The sequence below is a fragment of the Sphingomonas sp. S-NIH.Pt15_0812 genome (assembly GCF_003951315.1).
In the GTDB taxonomy this organism is placed as follows: domain Bacteria; phylum Pseudomonadota; class Alphaproteobacteria; order Sphingomonadales; family Sphingomonadaceae; genus Sphingomonas.
This window is the reverse complement of sequence record NZ_QLJH01000004.1, coordinates 165411-180216: the sequence shown is the minus strand read 5'-3', so window position 1 is coordinate 180216 and position 14806 is coordinate 165411. Positions and strand designations below refer to the sequence as shown.

Below are 14806 nucleotides of genomic sequence, written 5' to 3'. Positions count from 1 at the left end.
ATGGACTTCGGCGTCCCTCCGGGCGGCCAGGATCATGTCCGGGGGATATGGGTTCGTTCACATGGATGCGCGCGCAGGGCGTGACGGAGATGCCTCAATGACCTTCATCGCCATCCTCTCCATCTTCGTGCTGGCCTGTTTCGTCGGCTATTTCGTCGTCTGGTCGGTGACCCCGGCGCTGCACACGCCGCTGATGGCGGTGACCAATGCCATCTCCTCGGTCATCATCGTCGGCGCGCTGGTCGCGGCCGCCGCGGCGGGGTCGGGCATGGCCAGGGCGCTGGGACTGGCGGCGGTGGTGCTGGCCAGCATCAACATCTTCGGCGGCTTCGCGGTGACGCAGCGGATGCTGGCCATGTACAAGAAGAAGGAGCGCCCCGCCAAGTGAACGGGGCCCATATCAGGCCGGTGACGGGGGAGAGGCGAAATGCATGAGGTAGCGGCCAACCCCTGGGTGGCCTTCGCCTATCTGGTGGCGGGGGTGTGCTTCATCCTGGCGCTGCGCGGCCTGTCCAGCCCGGCGAGCAGCCAGCGCGGCAACCGGCTGGGCATGATCGGCATGACCATCGCGGTGGTCACGACGCTGGTGACGCATGTGCCGGGGGTATCGCTGTGCACGACGGAGGGCTGTTCTCTGGGCCGTTTCGAGGTCGATGGGATCGCCATTCTCGAAATCGTCGCGGCCATCGGTCTGGGCGCCGCGATCGGCATCGTCACCGCCCGGCGGATCGCGATGACGGCGATGCCGCAACTGGTCGCCGCCTTCCACTCGCTGGTCGGGCTGGCGGCGGTGCTGGTCGGGGTCGCGGCCTATCTCAACCCCATGGCGTTCGGCATCGCCGAACTGGTCACGCCGATGATCGGCCAGCCCTTCGCGACGATCCACACCGCCAGCCGCATCGAGATGGCGCTGGGCGTCGCGATCGGCGCGATCACCTTTTCGGGCAGCGTCATCGCCTTCCTGAAGCTCAACGGCAATATGGGCGGCAAGCCGATCCTGCTGCCCGCGCGCCATGCGATCAACCTGGCGATCCTGGTCGCGATCGTCGGACTGGTCGGGCTGTTCGCGCAGGATCAGGCCCCCTGGGCGTTCTGGACGATCACCATCCTGTCCTTCGCCATCGGCTTCCTGCTGATCGTGCCGATCGGCGGCGCGGACATGCCGGTCGTGGTGTCGATGCTGAACAGCTATTCCGGCTGGGCGGCGGCGGCGATGGGCTTCACGCTGGGCAATGGCGCGATGATCATCACCGGCGCGCTGGTCGGCGCGTCGGGGGCGATCCTCTCCTACATCATGTGCCGGGCGATGAACCGCAGCTTCCTGAGCGTGATCGCGGGCGGCTTCGGCGCGGCGTCCGGCGGCGAGGCGGCGGGCGGCGCGGGCGTCGACCGGCCGTGGAAGCGCGGTTCGGCCGAGGATGCCGCCTTCCTGATGAGCCAGGCCGAACAGGTGGTGATCGTGCCCGGATACGGCATGGCGGTGGCGCAGGCGCAGCATGCGTTGCGCGAAATGGCCGATCGGTTGAAGGCGGAGGGGGTGCGCGTCAAATACGCCATCCATCCCGTGGCCGGACGAATGCCGGGTCATATGAATGTCCTGCTCGCCGAGGCCAATGTTCCTTATGACGAAGTCTTTGAACTGGAAGACATCAATGGCGATTTCGCACAGACGGATGTTGCGTTCGTCATCGGCGCCAACGACGTGACCAATCCCGCCGCCAAGACCGACAAGTCCTCGCCGATCTACGGCATGCCGGTCCTCGATGTCGAGAAAGCGCGTAACGTATTGTTCATCAAGCGATCCATGGGCGGTGTCGGCTATGCTGGTGTCGACAACGAGCTTTTCTACCGCGACAATACGATGATGCTGCTTGCCGATGCGAAGAAGATGGTGGAGGAGATCGTCAAAGCCCTGGGCTGACGGGCGACGATCGGGGGACGAAGCGTGATGGATGGAGTAGCGGCGGGCGACACGTTCGACGTGGTGTTGGTCGCGACGCCGGATGCCCGGCCCGAGGCGGAGGAGGTGATCACCTATGCCGGCGGGCGGCTGGTCCATGCCGTCGACTGGTCCTACGCCACCGATCTGGGCGCGGCAGTGATCGACCGGCCGGTGCTGATGCTGGCGGCGGAGGGCATCGACGAGGACCGGTTGCTGGCGGCGCTGCCCGCGATCCGGGACGTGGCCGAGCGCGACGATCTGAATGTCGTCGCGACCTTTGCCGTCAACCAGATCGATATCGTGGCCGGCGCGCTGATCGGCCTGCGCGTGCAGTTGCTCTGCGACGTCAGCTTCGCCGAATGGGTCGGCGAACTCGCGGTCGCGGGGCGGATGACGTTGGAGAGCGGCCTTTCCGATCGCTGGCGTGAGGATGATGGCGACCGGTTGCGCCGGGTGAATGCGGAGATCGCGCGCATCGCCGAACTGCTGACGCGCCTGGCCACGCGCGACCGCGACATCAACGACGATGGCGACGAGGTCGGCGATCGCCGCCAGAGCTTCAGCATCGAGCCGATCGCCGTCGAGATCGATCCCCAGGTGATTCGCCAGACCATCCGGGCGCGGCGGATGCGCGAGACCTTCCTGGGCAAGAACCTGTTCGAGGACCCGGCCTGGGACATGCTGCTCGACCTGTTCGCCGCCCGGCTGGAGCAGAACCGCGTCTCCGTCTCCAGCCTGTGCATCGCGGCGGCGGTGCCCTCGACCACGGCGCTCCGCTGGATCAGCCGCCTGACCGAGGCCGGGTTGCTGGAGCGGCATCCCGACCCCGCCGATCGCCGCCGCGCCTTCCTGGCGCTCAGCGCCCGCGCCGAACGCGGGATGCGCGCCTATGTCGCGGCATTGCGCAAGGCGGGGCTGCCGATCGTCTGATCGGCGGCGGCCGACACCATCCCGCGATCGTGATGGCTTCGGCAAGGTCGCGGCCCGTATCCAGGCCCAGCACGGCTTTAGCCCAGCGCTGACAAGAGCGGTCGATGCGCCCCTGGTCCGGGGGGCTTTCTCTTCCCGAACCTTGGCGGCTGACGCCATGCCGATTGGGAAATCGCGCCAGCGCTGCGGCCGCGCCAGGCAAAAACCGAGCATTTCCGCCGTTTCCAAAATTGGCACGCGCCATGCAAAGTCCCGGATGACCGCAGCGACCTTCCGTTGCCCGGTCAAAAAGGGAAAACCACCATGTTCAACTTCCAGTCCGCCCAGCGCTTCGTCACCACCTCGGTCGCCGCGCTGGTCTTCGCCGCCATCGCCGTCTCGGCTGCCGTGCCGGTCCTGCCGATCGCCTGAGTGCGATCCGGCCTCCTCCCACCGGGATCTGCTCCGATGCGCCACAATCTCCTGCTCACCCTCACCGGCCTGATCGCGGCCCTGACCGCGATCGGGGCCGTCGCGCCGACGCCCTTCGCCTGAACGTTCAGGCCAGGGCGCCGCTCGGCCCCACCGCTCCGATCGGGGCGAGCGCCTCGCGCGAATAGGTGCCGACCAGCAGCCCGGCCGCCAGGACATGGCCCGCCATCGCCGCGATCAGCGCGGTCCGGCCGGGATCATGCCCCTCCAGCACCGCTCCACCATCCAGCGCGAAGAGCTGGAACGCATAACGATGCTCACCATGGCCGGTCGGCGGATCGGGCGGCAGCCAGCCCTGCCGGCGATAGGAATTACGTCCGACATCGCGGCCCTCGGCATCGCCCTCGCCATCATCGACGATCGCGCCTTCCGCCAGGCCGCCATCGTCGGGCGACAGGCCCCAGACGACCGCGTGGACCAGCGGCTGCGGCGTCGGCGAATCGGCATCCTCGACCAGCAGCGCCAGGCTGGCGGCGCCGACCGGCAGGTCGCGCCACAGCAGGGGCGGCGACACGCCTTCGCCATCATCGGTGAAGCGCACGGGCAGCCGCGCCCCATCGGCAAAGGCCGGGCTGTCCAGCGTCAGCCGCGTCGCCACGGTCAGTTCCGGTCGCGCGATCGCCAGCGCGTCGGCACCGGCGCGCCAGTTGCTCAACGCCTGTCCCAGCCAATGGGGCATGTTCTCCAGCATCGATGCGGCTCCTTGCTATCTGTCGGTCAGGCCTGCGGACAATCGCCGGGCCGGCTCTGCGTTCCCGCGCGGCTCATCCAGCGGCTGGCGTCGCCCATCGTGGCGGCGTCATGGTGGCAGACCATCGCCTTGCCGCGGTCGCCGTCGCCGGGGACCAGCACCGTCCAGTCGTGATCGCCGCAATTATGCGGTTCGCAGCCATGCGCGGCGATCATCCCGCCCGTCGCGAAGATCGGCACCGCCACCGTGTCGCGGCCGGTGATCCGGTGGCGCAGCTTTTCGTCGGCGACCGCGTCGATCAGGGCATTGGCGACCTCGGTCCGGTCGAAGAAGGACACGCCCTCGACCGCGTCCTGCGGATAATGGCCGACATAGGCGGAGAGCGGCGTGCGATTGGCCTGGCCCGCGACCGGCGTCGGCGCCCGCGTGACGGGGGGCACGAAATTGCCGGGCGCCGCTTCGCTGACGTCCGGCTCCTTCTTCCCGCATCCCGCAAGCGTCGCGGTCAGGGCCAGCATCGCGAAGGGGAGGAGAATGCTGCGCTTCATGCCGATGCTCCGGTGGACAAGGCCGGCACGCGGCCGGAGGGGACACAGGTGGAACGAACGTCCAGGCCCGTCACGGGTTGCGCGACGGGGGCGCGATCCCATGTGGAGGCCATGGCCCATGACCTATCCCGCTTCGTCGCCGCGCAGGCCGATGTCCACGCCACCGCGCTTGCCGAACTGCGTGCCGGCGCCAAGCGCAGCCATTGGATGTGGTTCATCTTTCCGCAGATCGCCGGGCTGGGCCAGAGCCCGATGGCGCGGCGCTACGCCATCGCCTCCGCCGAGGAGGCGCGCGCCTATCTGGCGCATCCGCTGCTCGGGCCCCGGTTGATCGAGGCGACCAATGCGGTGGTCGCGGCCCAGGGCAGCGCGGAAGCGATCCTAGGCGGGATCGACGCGATCAAGCTCCGGTCCTCGCTGACGCTGTTCGCCGCCATCGCCGACGACCCGACGCCGTTCCAGGCGGGGCTCGATCGATTCTACGACGGAGCGCCCGACCCGGCGACGCTGGCGCTGCTCTGATCCATCTCGGGCAACTGCGCCGCTTCCAATACCGCGCGCATCGCGGGCGGCAGGCCGTCCGCCGCCCGGCTGGCGACCAGCACCGTGTCGCAGGTGGCGAGCGCGACGCCGTCCTGGAACATGGTCGACAGCATCTGCCAGCTCCGTCCGCCGATCGGCCCGACCGCGGTGGCGATCTCGACATCGCTGGGGAAGTGCCCCTCCGCCAGATAGTTCAGCTCGACCTTGGCGACCAGGAAGCGCAGGTCGTGCCACCGGTCGAGCGCGATGCCGGCATTGAAGCGCACCCGCGCGCTTTCGAACAGCGCGGCATAGGCGACGTTGTTGATATGCCCGTTGGGGTCGAGATCCTGATAGCGCGTCTGGAACAGCGTGCGGTGCGCGAAGCGATCGGCGTCGAGGCGCCAGGGGGCGGGACGGGACATGACGGCGATCAGCCCAGCGCCTCGACCTGCTCGGCCAATTCCAGCCAGCGCATCTCGGCCGCGTCCTTTTCGTCGCGCGCCGCCGCGATGGCCCTGTTCAGCCGGTCGAAGCCGGCGGGATCGCGCGTGTAGAGGTCGGGATCGCCCAGCTTCGCCTCGTCGCGCGCGATCTGCGCGTCCAGCTCCTCGATCCGCTTGGGCAACAGGTCATAGTCGCGCTGGTCCTTGTAGGACAGCTTGCGCGCCGGGGCCGTCACCCTGGGGCGGGGGCGGCGGCGCGGCGGCGGGCCGGCTCGCCTTGCGCCCCTCGACCTTCGGCTTGCGACGGCGTTCCCAATCGTCATAGCCGCCATGCACCACGTCCACCGCGCCGCTGCCGTCCAGCCCCAGGGTGACGGTGACGGTGCGGTCGAGGAAGTCGCGGTCGTGGCTGACGATCAGCACCGTGCCGGCATAATCGGCGATCACCTCCTGGAGCAGGTCGAGCGTCTCCAGGTCGAGATCGTTGGTCGGCTCGTCGAGCACCAGCAGGTTGGAGGCGCGGGCGAACTCGCGCGCCAGCAACAGGCGCGATCGCTCGCCGCCCGACAGCGTCCCCACCTTCGCCTCGGCCAGCGAGGGATCGAACAGGAATTCCTTGAGATAGCCATGGATATGCTTGCGCGTGCCGAGCACGTCGATCCAGTCATTGCCATCGGCCAGCACGTCGCGGACGCGCTTGTCCGGGGCCATCAGCTTGCGCTGCTGGTCGATGATGATGCCGTCCAGCGTCTTGGCGATCTTCACGGTGCCGCTATCCGGCTGGATCTCGCCGGTCAGCAATTTCAGCAGCGTCGTCTTGCCCGCGCCGTTCGCGCCGACGATGCCGATCCGGTCGCGACGGGTGACGCGCAGGTTGAGGTCGCGGATGATCGCGCGGTCGCCGTACGACTTGCCGACATGCTCGGCGTCGATCACCACCTTGGTCTTCACGTCGTCGCTGCCCATCGCCAGCGCGGCGGTGCCCTGCGGCCCCTCCATCGCGGCGCGTTCGGCGCGCATCTCCTTCAGCTTGGTGAGACGCCCCTGGTTGCGACGACGGCGGCCGGTGACGCCGCGTTGCAGCCAATGCTCCTCGATCTTGAGACGCGCGTCGAGCCGCTCGGCGGCGCGCTGTTCCTCGGCATAGACCTGCTCGGTCCACGCCTCGAACCCGCCGAATCCGATCTCGGCCCGGCGCACCGTGCCGCGGTCCAGCCACAAGGTTTGGCGGGTCAGCCGGGTCAGGAAGGTGCGGTCGTGGCTGATCACCACGAACGCGCCGTTGTAGCGGCCCAGCCATTGCTCCAGCCAGTCGATCGCGGCGATGTCGAGATGGTTGGTCGGCTCGTCGAGCAGCAGCACGTCGGGCTCCAGCGCCAGCGCGCGGACGATCGCGGCGCGTCGGCGCTCGCCGCCGCTGGCGGACGATGCCTCGCGCGACAGGTCGATGCCGAGCTGGTCGGCGATCGCCGCGGCCTCGTGCGCGGCCGGGGCGATGTCGCCATGCAGGACATAGTCCTCCAGCGTCGCGAAGCGCGACACGTCGGGGTCCTGCTCCAGCATCACGACATGGGTGCCGGGCACGATGGTGCGGCGGCCCTCGTCCGCCTCGACCGATCCGGCAAGCAGGCGGAGCAGCGTCGACTTGCCCGCGCCGTTGCGGCCGATCAGCGCCAGCCGGTCACGCGGGCCGATCTGGATGTCGAGTTGGCGGAACAGCCAGCCCGATCCTTGGATCAAGCCAAGGTCTTCGAAGGAGAGAATAGGTGCGGCCATGCGTCGCCACCTAAGACGCCTGTGGCCGATCGGCAACAGCAACCGCGACCGACAAGGCATTCACAGGCGGTTCAATGCCCCTTAGCTATGGCGTCCAGCGATGCGAATCCTCCTGCCCCTTGCGCTGCTGGCCGCCACGGCCCCCGCGATCGCGCCGGCCCAGTCGCGTGGCGACCAGATGCGCGCCTATGACGCGCGCCGGCAGGGGCGGTCGGTATCGATCAAGGAGATCGAGCGGCGGGTGATCCCGATGATGCGCGGCGCGCAATATCTGGGGTTCGACTACGACGCGCGCAGCGGCACCTATACGATGAAGTTCCTGCGCGACGGGGTCGTCATCTGGGTCGATGTCGACGAGCGGTCGGGCCAGGTGATCGGCAAGACCGGCAACTGATCGGCCCCCTGGTGCGTCTCCCAGGCTGAATGATCGCCGACGATCGGGTTCAGCGGTGCGACAGGTGCTTTCCTCCACGCCCCCGCGGGCTTAACGACGGTCGTTCGTGGTCATGGAGGATGGACAATGCGGGTGCTGATCGTCGAGGACGAACCCAATCTGGGGCAGCAGCTCAAGAACACGCTGGAAGGCGCGGGCTATGCGATCGACCTCGCCACCGATGGCGAGGAGGGCCTGTTCCTGGGCCAGACCGAGACTTATGACGCGATCGTGCTCGACCTGGGCCTGCCGGAGATCGACGGGCTGACCGTGCTCGACCGCTGGCGCAAAGAGGGCAAGACCACGCCCGTGCTGGTCCTGACCGCGCGCGACAGCTGGTCCGACAAGGTGGCGGGACTGGACGCGGGCGCGGACGACTATGTCGCCAAGCCCTTCCAGACCGAGGAACTGATCGCCCGGCTGCGCGCGCTGATCCGCCGCGCCTCGGGCAATGCGTCCTCGGAACTGACGGCGGGCGACGTGCGGCTCGACACCCGCTCGGGCAAGGTGACGCGCGCCGGCGAGCCGGTGAAGCTGACCGCGCAGGAATATAAGTTGCTTAGCTACCTGCTCCACCACAAGGGCAAGGTGGTCAGCCGCACCGAGCTGATCGAACATATCTACGACCAGGATTTCGACCGCGATTCGAACACGATCGAGGTGTTCGTGACGCGCATTCGCAAGAAGCTGGGCCAGGATGTCATCACCACCATCCGCGGGCTCGGCTACAGCCTGGACGAGCCGGACGCCTGATCCCGACGACGTGACCGCCTCCGTGACCGACTCTGCCGTCCCCGACGCTCGCCCTGGCGACCCGCCGACCTTCGCGCCCGCGCGCACCACGGGGTCGCTGTCGCGGCGCATGATCCTGATCGCGGCGGCGTGGATCACGCTGCTGCTGGCGGGGGGCGGCTTTGCGCTCGACCGGGTGCTGGCCAATGCGGTGACGCGCAATTTCGACGACCAGCTCGAATATGTGCTGACCGCGCAGATCGTGTCGGCCGAGATCGACCCGATCGGCGAGGTGCAATTCTCGCGCGAGGCGGCGGACCAGCGGTTCCTGGAGCCCTATTCCGGCCTCTACTGGCAGGTGTCGGCACCGGGGCGCGAGCCTTTCCCGTCGCGCTCGCTCTGGGACCGGCGACTGGCCTATGGCGCGCCGCACCAGGATCGCGGCGTCCATGCCTATGACAGCAACCAGTTCGGGCAGGAGAAACTGCGCATCGTCGAGCGCGACGTGCAACTGCCCGGATCGAAGGTGCGCTGGCGCTTCCAGGTGGCGCAGAGCCGCGACGGGCTCGACGCGCAGATCGCGGCGCTGCGGCGGACATTGGTGCGATCCTTCCTGTTGCTGGCGCTGGGGCTGATCGTGCTGGCGGGGCTCCAGACGGTCTATGGCCTGTTGCCGCTCAGGCGGCTGCGCATGGAGATCGTGCGGATGCGCAGCGGGCAAAGCTCGCGCGTCGGCGGCGCGCTGCCCGACGAGGTCGCGCCGCTGGTCGAGGAGCTGAACGCGCTGGTCGAGCATAACGAGAAACAGGCCGAGGAGGCGCGCCGCCATGCCGGCAACCTCGCCCATGCGCTGAAAACCCCGCTGACCGTGATCATGAACGCCGCCACCGCCCAGGCCGACGACCTGGCCGAGACGGTGATCCGCGAGGCGCGGACGATGCGGCGGCAGGTCGACCATCATCTGGCGCGCGCCCGCGCGGTCGGCCGGCGCGGTTCGGCGCACAGCCGGGCCGAGGTCTGGCCCAGCCTGCAATCGGTCGAGCGCGCGGTCGGCCGCCTCTATCGCCATGTCCGCATCGACGTCGCCGGCCCGAAGGACCTGCAGGTCCATGTCGAGCGGCAGGACCTGGACGAGATGCTCGGCAACCTGATCGAGAATGCCGCCAAATATGGCGGCGGCAGCGTCTTCGTTACGGTCGCGGCGGAGGCGGGGTTCGTCGAGATCCTGGTCGAGGATGACGGCATGGGAATCCCGCCCGACGACCGGGTGCGCATCTTCGACCGTGGCGTGCGGCTGGACACGGGCAAGCCGGGCACCGGCCTGGGCCTCGCCATCGTCCGCGACGTGGCGGAAATCTATGGCGGCACCGTCACGCTGGAGGAGAGCGAGGATCTCGGCGGCCTGCTCGTCCGCCTGCGCCTGCCGGCGGCGACGGCGGCCGCCTGAGCGTCAGGCGGCGACCTTGACCTCCTGTGCCGCCTGGGCGGTGAGGGTCAGCGAACGCTTGCGCGCATCCTGGTCGTAGATCGCGCTGGTCACCATCACCTCGTCGACCCCGGTCCGCGCGACGAACGCCGCGAGGTCGCGCGCCACCGTGTCGGCGGTGCCGATCGACGAACAGCTCAGCACCTGGTTCAGCAGCGCATTGCCCTGCGCCCCCAGCGAAGCGCGATACCCCGCCACCGGCGGCGGCAACTGGCGCGGATTGCCGGTGCGCAGCGCCACGAACGACTGTTGCTGCGACGAAGCGATCAGTTCCGCCTGCTCGGCGGTGTCGGCGGCGAAGACGTTGAACCCGGCCATCGCATAGGGCTTGGCGCAATAGGCCGAGGGGCGGAAGTCGCGGCGGTAGATCGCCATCGCCTGGTCCAGCGCGTCGGGCGCGAAGTGCGAGGCGAAGGCATAGGGCAGGCCGAGCGCGGCGGCGAGCTGCGCCCCGAACAGGCTCGACCCCAGGATCCACAGGTCCGGCCGCGCGCCCGCGCCGGGGGTCGCGACGATGCCGGTCTGGCCGTCATCGGCGAAATAGCTTTGCAGCTCCAGCACGTCCTGCGGAAAGGCGTTGGCGTCGGTCTCCAGCGTCCGCCGCATCGCGCGCGCGACGCGCTGGTCGCTGCCGGGCGCGCGACCCAGGCCCAGGTCGATTCGACCAGGGAAGAGCGCGTCGAGCGTCCCGAACTGCTCGGCGATGGCGAGCGGCGCATGGTTGGGCAGCATGATCCCGCCCGCGCCCACCCGGATATGCCGGGTGGCGGCGGCGAGATGCGCGATCACCACCGAGGTGGCGGCGGAGGCGATGCCGGTCATGCCGTGATGCTCGGCCACCCAGTAACGGGTGTAACCCTCCGCTTCGGCATGACGCGCGAGATCGGCGGCGCGGGTCAGCGCCTCGCCGACGGTGCCGCCCTCAACGACGGGCACGAGATCGAGAAAGGAAAGCTTCATTGACCGAAGATGGGGAGGATGACGGCCGCTCGCCAGCGATAGCGGCTTGATCGCGGGATAGAATTTCGTGGGGCGGGAGCGTCCGGCATCGCATCTGGAACGCTCGGTGCCGATCGTGGTCCGCCATGATGTGCCGTTTCGCCGCGACCGGCGTTATCCTGCCCGTGGCAGAGGAGTTCCAGCCCGCGCATGACCGACCCGCATTCCGATCCGGCCCCCTGGTGGCGGGGCGGCACCATCTACCAAATCTATCCGCGCTCCTTCCAGGACAGCGACGGCGACGGCATCGGCGACTTACGCGGCATCGGGCAGCGGCTGGACCATGTCGTGTCGCTGGGGGTCGATGCGATCTGGCTGTCGCCCATCTTCCCGTCGCCCATGGCCGATTTCGGCTATGACATCGCCGATTATCGCGGGATCGAGCCGCTGTTCGGCGACATGGCCGCGTTCGACGCGCTGCTCGCCGCGATCCATGCGCGCGGGCTGAAGCTGCTGCTCGACTTCGTGCCCAATCACAGCTCGACCGCGCATCCCTGGTTCGTCGCCAGCCGGTCGTCGCGCGACGACCCGAAGCGCGACTGGTATATCTGGCGCGATCCCGCGCCCGATGGCGGGCCGCCCAACAACTGGATCAGCGACATGGGCGGTCCGGCCTGGGAGCATGACCCGGCGACCGGGCAATATTATCTCCACACCTTCCTGAAGGAACAGGCCGACCTCAACTGGCGCAACCCGGCGGTGCGCGCGGCGATGATGGACGTGATGCGCTTCTGGTTCGATCGCGGCGTCGACGGTTTCCGCATCGACGTGCTGTGGCACATCGTCAAGGCCGAGGGGCTGCCCGACAACCCGGTCAATCCCGACTGGCGGCCCGGCCGCACCGAGCGCGACCGGCTGATCCAGCGTCATTCGACCGACCAGCCCGAGGCCCATGCGATCGCCGCCGAGATGCGCGCGCTGGCCGATGGCTATGGCGGCCGGCTGCTGGTCGGCGAGATCTTCCTGCCCAACGACCGCCACGCCCGCTGGTACGGCACGCCCGACCAGCCTGAGGTGCATCTGCCCTTCAACTTCCAGCTGATCGAGAATGACTGGACGGCGGACGCCTTGCGCAGGGTGATCGCGGACTATGAGGCGTCGCTGCCGGCGCATGGCTGGCCCAATTGGGTGATCGGCAGCCATGACGCCCCCCGCATCGCCGCGCGGATCGGCGAGGCACAGGCGCGGGTCGCGGCGATGCTGCTGCTGACGCTGCGCGGCACACCGACGCTCTACCAGGGCGACGAACTGGGCATCGGTCGGATCGTCATTCCGCCCGATCGCATCCGCGACCCGCAGGATCTGCGCCAGCCGGGGATCGGCATCGGCCGCGACCGCTCACGCACGCCCATGGCCTGGGACGCCAGCCCGTTCGCCGGGTTCAGCACGGTCGGGCCGTGGCTGCCGCTGCACGACGACTGGCCGACGCGCAACGTCGCCGCCGAGGCGGACGATCCGGGATCGATGCTCACCCTCTATCGCCGCCTGCTGGCGCTGCGCCGCGCGACGCCCGCGCTGTCGCTCGGCGGCGTCACGCTGCTCGATGCCCCGGCGGGCGTCCTGGCCTATGAGCGGCGCATTGCGGGCGAGCGGGTGGGCGTGCTGCTCAACCTGACCGGCGAGGCCGTGGCCCTGCCCTGGTCGGGCGCGGTGCTGGCATCGACGCTGGCCGGTATCGCCGACCCGGCCGGGCTGCGTGCCGACGAAGGCCTGATTCTCCGCTTACCGCTCTGACAGACAAGGATAGATATGAAGATCGCGATGCTGGCGCCGATCGCCTGGCGCACGCCGCCGCGCCAATATGGCCCATGGGAACTGGTCACCAGCCTGCTGACCGAGGCGCTGGTCGCGCGCGGCGTCGACGTGACGCTGTTCGCCACGCTCGACAGCCAGACGGCTGCGCGGCTCGACGGCGTGGTGCCCGCGCCCTATTCCGAAGACCCGTCGATCGATGCCAAGGTGTGGGAATTCCGTCACCTGGCGCATCTGTTCGAACAGGCGGACCGGTTCGACCTGATCCACAACCAGGCGGATTTTCCCGCGCACGGCTTTTCCGGGCTGGTCGCGACGCCGATGGTGACGACGATCCACGGCTTCTCGTCCGACCGCATCCTGCCGATGTACCGGCCCTATCAGGACCGCGTCCATTATGTCGCGATCAGCGATTCGGACCGGCATCCCGCGCTGCGCTATGCCGCGACCATCCATCACGGCATCGTGCTGGACGACTTCCCCTTCCAGCCGGCGCCGGGCGACGACCTGCTGTTCTTTGGCCGCATCCATCCCGACAAGGGCGCGGGCGAGGCGATCGCGGCGGCGCGGGCGAGCGGCCACGGCCTGGACCTGTACGGCATCGTCCAGGACGGCGGCTATCACGATCGCGAGGTGACGCCGCATCTGGGCGCGGACATCCGCTATCACGGACCGGTCGGCGGCGAGGCGCGGGTGCAGGCGCTCGGCGGGGCCAAGGCGCTGCTCCACCTGATCAATTTCGACGAACCCTTCGGCCTGTCGGTGATCGAGGCGATGGCCTGCGGCACGCCGGTGATCGCGGCGCGGCGCGGATCGATGCCCGAACTGATCGACGATGGCGTCACCGGCTTCCTGGTCGACACGCCCGAAGAGGCGCTGGACGCGATCGGCCGGATCGATACCATCGACCGCGCCGCCTGCCGCCGCGCGGTGGCGGAACGGTTCAGCGTCGACCGGATGGCGGATGCCTATGTGGCGCTGTACCGGGAGATTCTGGGGCGGTGATGGAGGGATCGGTGGGGATGGATGTTCAGGCGGCGCTCTACGACGTGGCGACCGCCGCTCGGGCGTTCCTGCATCCCCACTGGTTGCGTTGGCATCAAATATGGGGGCCGCCCATGCCGACCATATCTTCGCAATGGACATGCGTTCGATCGAGCCTGTTTCTCGTGAGGGCGCTTCATGACCGAGGAATCGAGGCGTGCCTGCAAAGCGGTCAGCCTCCCGTGCCGGGCCTCGGCGTCACGGGGGTGAATTGTGGAATCCTCACGGCCGAAGGCTGGGCGGGCCATGCATGGGTCGAAGCGGAAGCTTTCATCGTCGATATAACGGCTGACCAGTTCGGGCACGCACCCGTGGTCGTGAGGCCCATGGACGTCGGAACATATCAGCCAGCCCAATGTGAAGCGTACCGGCTCGGACCCACAAAGGCTGGCATAGCGGCGATCGACGAGATCTGGCCGTCATGGTGCCACCATCAGGAGCGCTGCCGCCCCCCTCACAACGGCGTCTCGCCGATATAATTGCCCGCCTCGGCATAGCGGCAGACCAATATGTCCTCGCGCCAGCTTTGCGCGCGGGCGCAGCCGACGTCGCCGGTCGCGCGCCAGACGAGCTGGGTATAGTGGCCGACATCCTCCAGCCGGCCGGTGGTGCTGTTGTCGGGGAAGCTGCCGGGCTTGAAGAAGCGCTTCTCGCGAATCCAGCCGTCGACCATCTGCTCGGCGATGAAATAGCCCTTGCTGCCCGCCCAGATATTTTCGCCGTCCGGGTTCACGGGCCGTTCGGGGGCATGTTCGAAGCGTCCGGTCACCGCCAGGTAATTGGCCCATTGCTGCGCGCGCTGCGCCAGAACGGGGTCCCAGCGCAACGGCGCGACGCCCATCGCCATCCGCTCGCGATTGTGCGCGGCCAGGATGCGGGCGTCGAAATTATTCGTGAAGCCGGTCGCTCCCAGCATGAAGGGGGCGACGCTGAGGATCGCCACGCGCGCCACCACCGCCGCCGCTCGTTTGCCGAACATCGATGCAGACCTCTCATGGATGATGGTCCCTCATCCCATGATAGGCGTAAGCACC

Annotated in this window: 15 protein-coding genes and 1 pseudogene; 10 read left to right on the top strand and 6 right to left on the bottom strand. The window is 68.6% G+C overall.

Annotation, left to right across the window (positions count from 1 at the left end; all coding sequences use genetic code 11):
- Positions 1–97: 97 nt before the first annotated feature.
- From BRX43_RS04400 to BRX43_RS21135, 4 genes are all read left to right on the top strand, one after another.
- Positions 98–388, top strand: a complete 291-nt coding sequence (locus tag BRX43_RS04400) for a proton-translocating transhydrogenase family protein (RefSeq protein WP_125993630.1) — start codon at positions 98–100, stop codon at positions 386–388.
- 39 nt (positions 389–427) lie between these two features.
- A complete protein-coding gene (locus tag BRX43_RS04395; RefSeq protein ID WP_125993629.1) occupies positions 428–1921 on the top strand; it encodes an NAD(P)(+) transhydrogenase (Re/Si-specific) subunit beta in 1494 nt (497 codons plus the stop codon).
- Positions 1922–1948: 27 nt separating this feature from the next.
- Positions 1949–2872 (top strand): winged helix DNA-binding protein, encoded by a 924-nt coding sequence (locus BRX43_RS04390; protein ID WP_125993628.1) that lies wholly within the window; start codon positions 1949–1951, stop codon positions 2870–2872.
- Between the two features lie 411 nt (positions 2873–3283).
- Positions 3284–3406, top strand: coding sequence for a hypothetical protein (locus BRX43_RS21135; RefSeq protein ID WP_277600152.1), 123 nt, complete (start codon positions 3284–3286; stop codon positions 3404–3406).
- A 4-nt stretch (positions 3407–3410) separates the two neighbouring features.
- Here BRX43_RS21135 and BRX43_RS04385 read toward each other — a convergent pair whose 3' ends face one another.
- Both BRX43_RS04385 and BRX43_RS04380 read right to left on the bottom strand, forming a co-directional pair.
- Entirely contained in the window at positions 3411–4034 is a 624-nt protein-coding gene (locus BRX43_RS04385) for a YbhB/YbcL family Raf kinase inhibitor-like protein (protein WP_125993627.1), read from the bottom strand.
- A 26-nt stretch (positions 4035–4060) separates the two neighbouring features.
- Positions 4061–4582 carry a hypothetical protein gene (locus tag BRX43_RS04380; protein WP_125993626.1) on the bottom strand — a complete coding sequence of 174 codons (522 nt, stop codon included), beginning with the start codon at positions 4580–4582 and terminating at the stop codon, positions 4061–4063.
- Positions 4583–4693: 111 nt separating this feature from the next.
- On the opposite strand from BRX43_RS04380, the gene BRX43_RS04375 reads away from it, so the two are divergent.
- Positions 4694–5104, top strand: a complete 411-nt coding sequence (locus BRX43_RS04375; protein ID WP_125993625.1) for a DUF1810 domain-containing protein — start codon at positions 4694–4696, stop codon at positions 5102–5104.
- Here BRX43_RS04375 and BRX43_RS04370 read toward each other — a convergent pair.
- On the bottom strand, positions 5062–5529 hold the full coding sequence (locus BRX43_RS04370) for an acyl-CoA thioesterase (RefSeq protein ID WP_125993624.1): 468 nt from the start codon (positions 5527–5529) through the stop codon (positions 5062–5064). The genes BRX43_RS04375 and BRX43_RS04370 overlap by 43 nt on opposite strands.
- An 8-nt stretch (positions 5530–5537) precedes the next feature.
- Positions 5538–7326 (bottom strand): annotated as a pseudogene (locus BRX43_RS04365) (ATP-binding cassette domain-containing protein).
- 100 nt (positions 7327–7426) lie between these two features.
- Here BRX43_RS04365 and BRX43_RS04360 point away from each other — a divergent pair.
- From BRX43_RS04360 to BRX43_RS04350, 3 genes are all read left to right on the top strand, one after another.
- Positions 7427–7720 (top strand): hypothetical protein, encoded by a 294-nt coding sequence (locus tag BRX43_RS04360; protein ID WP_125993623.1) that lies wholly within the window; start codon positions 7427–7429, stop codon positions 7718–7720.
- A 126-nt stretch (positions 7721–7846) separates the two neighbouring features.
- Positions 7847–8512, top strand: a complete 666-nt coding sequence (locus BRX43_RS04355) for a response regulator transcription factor (RefSeq protein ID WP_125993622.1) — start codon at positions 7847–7849, stop codon at positions 8510–8512.
- Between the two features lie 109 nt (positions 8513–8621).
- Positions 8622–9938, top strand: coding sequence for a HAMP domain-containing sensor histidine kinase (locus BRX43_RS04350; protein ID WP_241214767.1), 1317 nt, complete (start codon positions 8622–8624; stop codon positions 9936–9938).
- A 3-nt stretch (positions 9939–9941) separates the two neighbouring features.
- On the opposite strand, the gene BRX43_RS04345 is transcribed toward BRX43_RS04350, so the two are convergent.
- Positions 9942–10937 (bottom strand): LLM class flavin-dependent oxidoreductase, encoded by a 996-nt coding sequence (locus tag BRX43_RS04345; RefSeq protein ID WP_125993620.1) that lies wholly within the window; start codon positions 10935–10937, stop codon positions 9942–9944.
- Between the two features lie 189 nt (positions 10938–11126).
- On the opposite strand from BRX43_RS04345, the gene BRX43_RS04340 reads away from it, so the two are divergent.
- Together BRX43_RS04340 and BRX43_RS04335 are read left to right on the top strand one after the other, a co-directional pair.
- Positions 11127–12710: an alpha-amylase family glycosyl hydrolase gene (locus tag BRX43_RS04340; RefSeq protein WP_125993618.1), complete on the top strand. Its 1584-nt coding sequence runs from the start codon at positions 11127–11129 to the stop codon at positions 12708–12710.
- A 15-nt stretch (positions 12711–12725) separates the two neighbouring features.
- Complete coding sequence (locus BRX43_RS04335; RefSeq protein WP_125993616.1) at positions 12726–13733, top strand: glycosyltransferase family 4 protein; 1008 nt, start codon at positions 12726–12728, stop codon at positions 13731–13733.
- Between the two features lie 493 nt (positions 13734–14226).
- Here the strand turns inward: BRX43_RS04335 and BRX43_RS04330 are convergent, their stop codons facing one another.
- Complete coding sequence (locus BRX43_RS04330; RefSeq protein ID WP_125993614.1) at positions 14227–14751, bottom strand: CAP domain-containing protein; 525 nt, start codon at positions 14749–14751, stop codon at positions 14227–14229.
- Between the last annotated feature and the right edge of the window lie 55 nt (positions 14752–14806).